Origin of the sequence: Actinosynnema sp. NPDC002837 (assembly GCF_040295345.1) — a bacterium.
Classification (GTDB): Bacteria; Actinomycetota; Actinomycetes; order Mycobacteriales; family Pseudonocardiaceae; genus Actinosynnema.
On the sequence record NZ_JBEOVG010000163.1, the window covers coordinates 1 to 9761 of the forward strand.

Sequence of the window (9761 nt, forward strand, 5' to 3'; positions counted from 1 at the left end):
CGTTGATCCGGGCCGGCGTGGTGTCCACGGTCGACGAGGCGTGGGGCCCGGGCCCCCCCGGGGGGCGGGGCGGAGAGGCGGCCGCCCCCACCCCCCCGGGCCGGGCGGTGGCGGTGTTTAAGGAGGGGGGGGGGGGGGGCGGGCGGGCGGGCCGGGCGCCCGGGGGGGGGGGGCGCGCCCCGGCCCGCGTCGCCGGGTACGTCGTGCGGCCCCGGCGTCGGGAGGGCGGGGTCAGGGAGCGGGGCGCACCAGCGCCACGACGTCCTCGACGGTCCGGGCGGCGTGGAACGCGCGCAGGTCCAGCGTCACGTCCAACCGGTTCTCCAGCTGGGCCAAGGCGTCCAGCGAGCTGATGCTGTCCCACTCGTGCCGGGCCAGCACCGGATCGCCCCGCAGCACGTCGACGCTCACGTCGAGCGCGCCGGCCAGGATCTCCAGCACGGACTGCTCCACCGTGGTGTCGGTCGTCGGGGTGTCGGTCATCGGGCCACCTCGTTCCCTTCCAGCAGGTTGATCCACGCGGGCACGTCGGGCAGCCCGGTGTCCAGGGCCAGCGCGTACGCGCCGTCGCCCTCGTCGGCGAACCCGGCGTCGGTCCAGAAGCCCTTGGCCAGGCCGTTCTTCTTCGACGGCACGTACCGGCCGCGCAGCGCGGTGGCGCCGGCGGCGTGCGCCCGGCGGGCGAGCCACGCGGCGATCGCCAGGTCCACGCCCCGCCCCAGCACCCGGCAGCTGAGCACCAGGTTGTCCACGTGCCACTCGGCGGCGGAGCGGTCGACCCACGCCGCGCCGATGACGCCCTCGTCGCCGAACCGGTCGGCCACGGCGAACGTGACGACCAGGTGGTCCGGGTCGGCGATGCGCCGACCGGTCTCGGCCTCGTCGAACCGCAGGCCGGTCAGGTTGAACTGGTTGGTGCGGGCGGCCAGCTGCGCCACGCGCGCCACGGCGAAGCCGTCCGCCTCCGCGACGACCAGCCGCACGCCCAGCGCGTGCAGGTAGTCCTCGGAGGAGCCGAAGCCGCCGGCGAAGTCGTTGCGCAGCGTCCGGCTGCGGTACAGCTCCGGCCGGGCCAGGTCGGTCTCGGTCAGCTCCGCGACGTCGAACCACCCCTGCGCCAGCAGCGTCCGCACGATGTGCGCGGGGTCGCCGTCGGCGGCCAGCACCACGACCTCGGGCAGCTCCTCCTCGACGTGACCGCGCTCGAACGGCGAGTCGTCCAGGAACACGAACGACCCGATGCCCAGGCCGAGGGCGGAGGCGGCCTCGCGCAGGTTGCCCGCCTTCGGCGACCAGTTGACCGCCTTGGCGGAGAACGCCTCCGGCCGCAGCAGCACCTCCGGGTGGGCGGTCAGCGCCTCGTCCACCAGGTCGGCGTCGTTCTTGCTGGCCAGCACCAGCACCACGCCCTGGTCGCGCAGCCTGCTCGCGGTGCGCTGCACCTCGCGGTAGGCGTTGCCCGGGTACAGCCCGCCCAGCTGCACGCCCTCCGCGCCGACCTCGCCGAGCACGCCGCCCCACAGAGTGTTGTCCAGGTCCAGCGCCAGCACCTTGCGGGACAGGCCGGCCCGCGCCTGGGCGAACCGCCGGACCTCGCGCGCCAGCAGGTACAGCGCGCCGTCGGTGTAGGGCAGGTCGCCGTAGCGGTGCAGCCGGTCGTCGCGCGCCGGGAACGGCGAGTCCGCGAGCACCGACACCAGGTCGGTCACGGCCACCTGGCGGTGCTGCGCGGCGAGGTCCAGCAGGCCCTCGTTGAGCTTCGCCCACGCCTTGGACAGCGCGGCGCGCGCCCGCCAGCTGATCACCGAGTCGCGCACCTGGGCGGGCAGCGGCACGGTGTGCAGCAGCACGGTTGCGGTCGAGCGCTCCACCGCCGAGAGCACCAGGCCCCGCAGGTCCGCCAGCCGGGCTTCGAGGTGCCCGGCCAGGCCGTCGACGTCCGTCGCGGCCCAGTCGTCGGGCAGGAAGCAGGTCTCGTCCAGCAGCAGCGTGATCAACTCGACGCCGTCGAACGGGTCGGTGGCCAGCGTCAGCTCGAACAGCCCGTACGGGCCGGGCGCCAGGTCCGGCAGGACGCCGGCCGACACCAGGCTCGCCCGGAGGATCTGCTCGTACGAGCCGATCGTGCACGTCGCCAGCACGGCCACGCGCAGCGGCCGCAGGCCCTCGGCGTCCTCCAGACGTGCCAACAGCTTGCCCGCCTTGCGCAGCACGAGCGGGTCGGACACGCTCGCCAGCCGCGTCAGGTCCGCGGGTGACGGCGCGCGACCCTCGGCCACGGCCGCGCGCAACGACTCCACCAGCTCCGGCCGGTCGCCCATCAGATCCGCACCAACGTGCAGTACCAGCGCATGCCGATCGAGATCCCGCACAGTGCCACGACGTCGCCGGGCTTCACGTCGCCGCGCTCGATGTGCTCGCCGAGGCAGAACAGCTGGTCCGCCGCGCCCATGTGGCCGTGGCCCAGCGACAGCTCGGCGTTGGTGTGCTCGACCGTGACGCCGAACGGCTCCGCGACTTCCTCGATCGTGTCGGTGGAGTCGTTGATGTAGATGACGTGCTTGAGGTCGTCCCGGGTCAGCCCGGCGCGGCGCAGCGCGTTGTCCACGGTGTCGGTGATGCGCTGGTTCAGCGTGGCGACGAACTCGCGCAGCTTCGCCGGGTCCTTGTCGAAGTGCGCTTGGATGCGGGCGTGCCCGGGAGGCGCGTCCTTGGCGGTCCAGCCGTCGAACGGGAGCGGGTTCGCCGCGCCGCCGACCTCCGTGCGGAAGAAGTCCGACAGGTCGGGATCCACGAACTGGTCGGTGGCCAGCCACTTCACGTTCTCGTGGCCGCGCTTGAGCACGGCGGCCACCGCGCCGTCGCTGTGCACGGCGTTGTTGACGTTCATCCGGTTGCGGTGGAACTCGCTGACCCGGTTGACGGCGATGAACAGCACCGTCTGCAGCTCGGGCTGGAGCGCGAGCAGACCGGCGACGTAGCCGAGGCCCGTGACGCCGCACGCGCAGCCCTCGGTGAGCAGCAGCGTCTGCGTCGTGCCCTCGACCTTGAGCCGGCGCGCGACGGCGGCGGAGGTGTCCCAGTGGTGGTAGTCGGGCACCTCGGAGGCGGCCACCACGACGAGGTCGACGTCGTTGGGCCCGAGGCCGAGGCGGTCCAGCGCGTCCTGCCCGGCGAGCGTCGCCAGGTCGGTCGCGGTCATGCCGTCGGGTGCGCGGTGGAACGTGTGGTAGCCCCACCGGACGACGCGTTCGGGGTCGCCCACGTAGTCACCGGCCGTCTGCGCGACGTCCTGGTCCTCGCCGGTGGCGTACCCGAAGCCCGCGACTCCGAAATCCACGAGCTGGCTGGCCATGGAGCACTCCTGTCCTGTGACTGCTTTTCGGCACGTTGAAGGTCCGCCCCGGACATTTGTCCCGGGCCTGGCGATAATTGTCGGGAAAGCGGGAAGATGTGCGTCGAAGACGTCACCCCTGACGTCCGCGACGCGCTGACGTGCGTAGATGGTGCGATGAAACGCAACCCTGGATTCGACGAGCCCAGTCGGCCGGATTGCTTGGCCAGCTACTCAACCGTCTGTGGTTAATTATTTACCGCCAGTGCGGCGGAAGCAATGTTCAGTGACCGGTTTCCGGTGGTGCGCCGATCGGGATTCCCGATGGCCGCGATAGGCCCCGGCGCGCGGTGGCGTAGTGGACCAGCTCCACGAGCACGCCGGCGGGCTTGGGCGCGTACAGGTACTGCACCGCCATCCCGTCCCGCGCGCCGCGGCACGGCTCCGCGTCCACGAGCGCGAAACCGTTGGCGCGCAAGCGGGACGCTTCGGCTCGCAGGTCGTCCACTTCGAACGCGACGTGGTAGAGCCCCGGTCCGCGCGCGAGCCGTCCCGCCACCGCCGAGTCCTCCCGGGTCGGCGCGACCACCTCCACGGCCGGCGCCGCGGGATCCGCGCCCACCTGCCAGAAGTCGCACGAGACGCCGTAGTCGTCCGCGGTCCCGTCGTCCACTTTGGACAGACCGAGCACGGCGAGCAGCGCGCCCACCCCCTCGGGGTCCGCGGTGAGCAGTCCGACGTGGTCGATGCCGAGGATCACGACGCCATCAGCTCCGCCGCCGCCCGCCGGCTCGCCGCCAGCACGGTCTTCGCCGCGCCGCCGCTGCCGCCGGTGAACGTGGACACCCCGTCGCCGACGTCCACCAGGCGCAGCCCGCCCGGTGAGCGGTAGCAGTCGAACGACGCCACCACCCGGTCGGCCACGACCTCGCCGTCCGCGACGCCGAACCGGCGGCGGGCCGTGTCGAGCACCCGCGCGGCCAGGTCGTGGTCGGGCGTCACCCCGTCGGGGTCGACGTCCCAGCGGTCGCACCCCAGGCCGAGCAGGAACGCGCCGTCGCGGTCCGGCCGCCCGTACAGCCCGGTCCGGTCGTCCACGAACGACGCCACGCACGGTATCGGCAGCCGGTAGAGGCCGTACTGGATCTGCTTGGCCCGCAACGGCTCGCCGCCGACCAGCCGCGGCGTCCACGCGCCCGCCGCGACGACCACCGCGTCGAACGCCGTCACGCCGGCGGAAGTCCGCACCGCGGGCCCCGGCAGGACTTCGGCAACCCGCTCGGTGCGGACGTCGCCGCCGTGCCCGCCCAGCCACCGCAGCACGTTCCCGCGGAACCGGTCGGGGGAGAAGTGCCCGGCGTGCCGCTCCACGACCCCGGCCGCGTCCGCCGGCAGGTCCCGGAACCCGAAGCGCCGCGCCAGCTCGACGCCGTCCACCACGGACGCGGAACCCGGCAGCACCGCCTCGACCGCGTCCACGGACGGCGTGACGTCGTCGGCCGTCACGTACACCGACCCGGTCTCCCGGTAGCCCGCCCAGTCCCGGACCCGTTCGTCGGACCGCAGCTCCGCCAGCGACTCGGCGGCGTCCCGGGCCGCGCCCGCGTCCACCTCGAACCCGCGGACCAGCCCACCGGACGCGCCCGAGGCGTCGGCCGCGCCGGGCGCGTACACCGTCACGTCCGCACCGGCGCCCCGTAATCGCCAGGCCAGCGCCGCCCCCGCGACGCCGCCGCCGACCACCGCCGCTCTCACCCGTGCCTCGCGTGCACGGCGCGGCGCAGGTCGTCGGTCAGGTCCGCGCCGCGTCGGCGCAGCGGCAGGGGCAGGTCGTCGCGCGCGAACAGCTCCTCGGCCCGCGCGATCGTCCCCGGTTCGGCGGCGTAGCGCGGGTAGAGCCACAGCACGAGCGTGTCCAGCACCTTGTCCTCGCGCAGCCGCGCGACGTCCACGATCTCGGTGAAGAACCGGGCCACGTACGGCGCGGTCAGCTCCCGCTGCTCGGGCTGCCAGAACCCCTCGGCGGTGGACCACAGGCGGTAGCTCGACAGCTCGGCGTCGGTGGTGATCGCGCGCCACGCGGCCTGCTTCGCCTCGACCGTCGGGATCGCCGCCCGCGCCTTCACCGCGAACTGCTCGGTGTGCGTGCTCGGGTCCGCCGCGTAGGCCTCGTCGATCTCCGCCTCGGTGAACGCGCCCAGCACCGCGAGCCGGTACCGCACGCGCCACGCCAGGTCGGCGTCCAGCTCCAGCCCGGCGGGCAGCGGCACGCCGTCCAGCCAGCCGCGCAGCTCTGAGGTGTCGGAGGTGAACTCCACCAGGCCGCGCAGCAGCGCCAGGCCGAGCTCGTCCTCCGGCGCGGTGCGGGACAGCCGGTCGCGTGCCGCGTCCGCCACGGCCTTGAGCAGCCCCGGTCGCAGGTCGGGGTCCAGCAGCCGGTCGGCCACGTCGACGCGGGCCTGTTCGAGCACCTCGATCACGATCGACAGCTCGGTCTCGTAGCCGAGCATCCGCGTCACCAGGTCCAGGTGGTCGGTCGCGGGCACCGCGCCGTCCACCACGCCCTGCAACAGCTGCGCCCACACCATCGCGCGGTTGATCGGCGCGAGCGTCGGCAGCACCTCGGGCAGCGCCCGGCGCGACGCGTCGTCGTAGCGGATCTTCGCGTAGGTCAGGTCGTTCTCGTTGAGCAGCAGGAACTTCGGCGCCTTGCGGCCCACCAGCTCGGGCAGCTCGGTGCGCTCGCCGTCCACGGTCACGCGGACCGTCTCGTGCGCGTCGCCGTACAGGCCGATGTCGATGGTGTGCGGCCGGAGCGTCGGGTGCGACGGCGGCGCGGTCTGCGTCACGGCGAACGACGTGATCACGCCGTCGGCGACGGTGAAGTCCGGCGCCAGCGTGGTGACGTTCGCGGTGCCCAGCCAGCGGGCCGCCCAGTCGGACATGTCCCGGCCGACGGCCTCGCCGATCGCCGCGTTGAAGTCCGAGAACGTCGCCGCGCCGTAGGCGTGCCGGGCGAAGAAGATCCGCAGCGCCTCGCGCATCGCGTCGTCGCCGATGTGGTGCGCGAGCTGCCGCAGCGCCGACGAGCCCTTGAAGTACGAGATCCGGTCCAGGTCCAGCAGCGCGGACATGGCGTCCGCGCCGTCGATCCACACCGGGTGGGTCGAGGGTCGCTGGTCGGCGGTGTACGCCTGGCCCTTGCGGCGGGCGGAGAACGTCGTCAGAGGGCCGGTGAACTCGGTGACCTCGCTGGGCACCCGGTGCGCCAGGTAGTCGGCGAACGCCTGGCCCAGCCACAGGTCGTCCCACCACTTGTTGGTCACCAGGCCGGCCCACCACATCAGCGACAGGCCGTGGGCGATGACCACCGCGCGGGTCTCGTGCTCGCTGCGCGGGGCGGGCGTCCGGAACAGGTACAGCTCCTTGAGCAGCACGCACCCCGGGTGGTCCAGCGACAGGTAGCTGAACTCGGGCGCGAAGACCTGGTCGAACCGGCCGAACGGGTAGCGCACGCCGAACAGGCGGTGGAACTCGTCGAGGCACTGGGCCGTGACGTCGAAGACCTCCTGGATGTCGGCCTCCAGCGCCTCGGCGACCGACGCGCGGCAGTGCACGCCGAGCGGCACGCCGTCGTGCACGGTCTCGAACGAGGCGTACGGGCCGGCGACGACCGTGGTCAGGTACGTCGCCTGCGCCACCTCCTGCACGACCCGCCACCGGCCGGGCGCGAGCTTCGTGGCCGCACCCGTGCCGAGGACCGTCCACTCGTCGGGGACGGTCAGGTCGAACGTGAACGGGGCCTTCAGGTCCGGCTGGTCGAAGCACGCGAAGATGCGCGGAGCGTGGTCGAGGAACACCGCTCCGTACACGTACACCTGGTCGTCGGCCGGGTCGACGTAGCGGTGCAGCCCCTTGGACTCCCGCGAGTACGCCATGTCCGCGACGACGACCAGCTCGTTGTCGGCGGCCAACCCGGTCAGCGGCAACCGGCCGTCCACCAGCGCGGACACGTCCAGCTCGCGGTCGTTGAGCCGGGCCCCCAGCAACACCTCCGGCTTCACGTCCACGAACGTCGACCCGCCCTGCTCGGCGGTGAAAGCGATTTTCGTCGTAGACCGAAACACTTTCCCGTCGCCGGTCAGCACCAGGTCCACGTGATACGAGTCGACCTCCAATAAAGCGCCCCGTGCGGCTGCTTCGGATCGGGTCAAACTGGCCATGCGGCGCCCCCTCCTGCTTGGTAGGGAGGATCGTAAACACGCCTTGTGCCACGTCAACGGCCCAATTCGGTTCCCTTATAGGGTCTGCCCAAGAAATGCTGATGACCCGCTCGGGCAGCATCCCGATACCGCCGTTTCGCCCGTCCGGCGGTATCGGGGCCGCTATCGCCCCAGGTAGTCGCGCGCGACGCGTTTCGGCACGCACATGCGCCAAGCGTCCACGACCAACTCGGTCAACTCCGCCTCGTCCAATCGAGACAGAGTGGCCCGAACCCAGTTGTACCTCTCGTCCGAAGTCACCGGCGGATGGAATTTTTCGGGGTCCGAGGCAATGAGCGCCGCTCGCTCCTCCTTGGGGAACGCGAATCCCATCGTCAGCTCATCGGGTGACAGGGCGAGGTACACGATGCGCCCGATGCGGAATTTGACCCGATCGCGGACCAGCGCTTCCTCCGTGCGGGGGAGCGACCGGGCGATCCGGCGCACGTCGTCGGAGGTCACGCCCCGGCGCGGCGCCGTCCAGCCGCGGGTGAACGCCAGGTAGCAGTACTCGTCGATGACCTTCGCCAGCGAGCGCCCCGGCCGGCCGAGGTCGGCCAGCAGCTCGGGTTCGGGCACGCCGGCCTCGGCCAGCAGGTCCGCCGCCCAGCCGCGGGTGAGCAGCAGGTGCGCCCGGTACGCCGCGCCGTCACGGGCGCCGTGCAGCCGGTCGGCGATCATGTTGTCCCACGGCGGGAGGCTGTTGGGCCGCAACGCGAACAGCAGCTTGGAGGCCGCTGTCGGACCCAGCGTCCGGGTGCCGCGCGGCGTGGCCGCCGCCGTGCTCGCCGACAGCGCGGCGAAGCCCTCGGCCAGCCGCCGCACCTGCTCGTCGGTCAGGTCGGCGAGCCACGTCCCGGCGTCGGGCAGCGCGTCCCGCCACGTCTCCCACCAGGCCGCCAGGCCCTCGTCCAGCACGCGCGGCTCGCCCGGGCGGGGCGTGCGGATGCGGCAACCCCACGCGTTGAGCCACACGTGCGCGGCCTCCCGGTGCGCGGCGACGCCCAGGTCGAACGCCGGTGCGGTGGCGGCGGTCAGGACCGTCCACGACTTCTCCGGGGTGGTGGAGCCGCCGAACTCGGACACGGCGGCGCGCAGGGTGCTCAGATCCGGTTTCACGACGCGGCACCCTAGTTCACCCCTTGCGCGCCGGTGTCGTCGTCGGTAGAAACGTCGGCGAGCCCGGCGTTCGGCCCGCCCCAGCCGCGCGCACCCCAAACCCGCTTCGGCTTACCGCCGCGTCCTTGGAGTGCCCGAATGACCGAACCCTGGCTGCTGGAAACCCGCGTGTTCAAGCTCAAGCCCGGCACCCGGGCCGAGTTCGACCGCATCAGCCGTGACGGCACCATCCCGCTCATGCGCAGCATCGGCATCACGGTGCTCGCGTTCGGACCGTCCCCTTTGGACGAGGACGAGTGGCACCTGGTGCGCGCGTTCCCCGGCATGGAGGAGCGCGTCCGCCTCGCCGGCTCGCTGTACGAGCGGCCCGAGTGGGCGCGGTTCGACGGCCCGATCAACGAGATGATGGCCGACTACAGCACGGCGCTGGTGCCCGTGCCCGAGAGCACGGTCAAGCTCCTGTCCGAGCCCGGCGCGTTTGCCTAGGATCGCCCGGTGACCAGGAACCTGTCGCACCTCGCGGCCATCTCGAACGTCGACGCCGACTACCGCCACTACGCCAAGGACGTCGTCGCGCTGCCCGACGACGACCTGGCCCTGCCCGACGCGCACCTGAAGTGGTACGAGGTGCGCGAGCCGCAGGACGTGGTCGACCCGGCGCTGCGCGACCAGGCCAAGTCGTTCCTGCGCGCGGAAGCGGCCTCCGGCGAGCTGGACATCTCCGGCGACCTCGGCTTCGTCATCCACCACCTGTGCCGCGGCGACTTCTACTTCCTCATCGTCTGCACCTGGCGCAACGAGAACGAGATGTGGGAGACCGTCTACATCCGGGACATGAAGCAGCACGACAGCTTCCGCCGTTTGGAGCAGGGCAAGCACCGGGAAGTGCTGTGCGTGTGGGAGATGGGCGCGCTGCTGCACGAGCAGCAGGCCTGGATCCGCTACCTCTACTCCGACCGCGACGAGCAGGCCAAGCTCGCGTACCTGGACGACCGCTTCACCGGCTCCGTCTGACCACGTCGTCCGGGGTCGCCGCCCACCGCGGC

Annotated in this window: 9 protein-coding genes; 2 read left to right on the forward strand and 7 right to left on the reverse strand. The window is 72.5% G+C overall.

Going from position 1 to position 9761, the window contains the following annotated elements; all coding sequences use genetic code 11:
- Positions 1-231 precede the first annotated feature (231 nt).
- From ABTZ99_RS43925 to ABTZ99_RS43955, 7 genes are all read right to left on the reverse strand, one after another.
- Positions 232-483, reverse strand: coding sequence for an acyl carrier protein (locus ABTZ99_RS43925; protein ID WP_498772900.1), 252 nt, complete (start codon positions 481-483; stop codon positions 232-234).
- Positions 480-2321, reverse strand: coding sequence for an HAD-IIIC family phosphatase (locus tag ABTZ99_RS43930; RefSeq protein ID WP_499619071.1), 1842 nt, complete (start codon positions 2319-2321; stop codon positions 480-482). Before ABTZ99_RS43930 ends, ABTZ99_RS43925 begins: the two co-directional genes overlap by 4 nt.
- Entirely contained in the window at positions 2321-3355 is a 1035-nt protein-coding gene (locus ABTZ99_RS43935; RefSeq protein ID WP_498772904.1) for a 3-oxoacyl-[acyl-carrier-protein] synthase III C-terminal domain-containing protein, read from the reverse strand. Before ABTZ99_RS43935 ends, ABTZ99_RS43930 begins: the two co-directional genes overlap by 1 nt.
- A gap of 262 nt (positions 3356-3617) precedes the next feature.
- Positions 3618-4094: a VOC family protein gene (locus ABTZ99_RS43940; RefSeq protein WP_499619072.1), complete on the reverse strand. Its 477-nt coding sequence runs from the start codon at positions 4092-4094 to the stop codon at positions 3618-3620.
- Entirely contained in the window at positions 4091-5089 is a 999-nt protein-coding gene (locus tag ABTZ99_RS43945; protein WP_499619074.1) for an NAD(P)/FAD-dependent oxidoreductase, read from the reverse strand. The genes ABTZ99_RS43940 and ABTZ99_RS43945 overlap by 4 nt, the downstream gene beginning before the upstream one ends.
- Positions 5086-7557, reverse strand: coding sequence for an aminopeptidase N (pepN, locus tag ABTZ99_RS43950; protein ID WP_499619076.1), 2472 nt, complete (start codon positions 7555-7557; stop codon positions 5086-5088). The genes ABTZ99_RS43945 and pepN overlap by 4 nt, the downstream gene beginning before the upstream one ends.
- Before the next feature lie 162 nt (positions 7558-7719).
- Complete coding sequence (locus tag ABTZ99_RS43955) at positions 7720-8058, reverse strand: MmcQ/YjbR family DNA-binding protein (protein ID WP_499619079.1); 339 nt, start codon at positions 8056-8058, stop codon at positions 7720-7722.
- A gap of 795 nt (positions 8059-8853) precedes the next feature.
- Between ABTZ99_RS43955 and ABTZ99_RS43960 the strand changes: the two genes are divergently transcribed.
- Both ABTZ99_RS43960 and ABTZ99_RS43965 read left to right on the forward strand, forming a co-directional pair.
- Positions 8854-9201, forward strand: a complete 348-nt coding sequence (locus ABTZ99_RS43960; RefSeq protein WP_498772911.1) for an NIPSNAP family protein — start codon at positions 8854-8856, stop codon at positions 9199-9201.
- Positions 9202-9210: 9 nt separating this feature from the next.
- On the forward strand, positions 9211-9729 hold the full coding sequence (locus tag ABTZ99_RS43965) for a hypothetical protein (RefSeq protein ID WP_498772913.1): 519 nt from the start codon (positions 9211-9213) through the stop codon (positions 9727-9729).
- Positions 9730-9761: the final 32 nt, after the last annotated feature.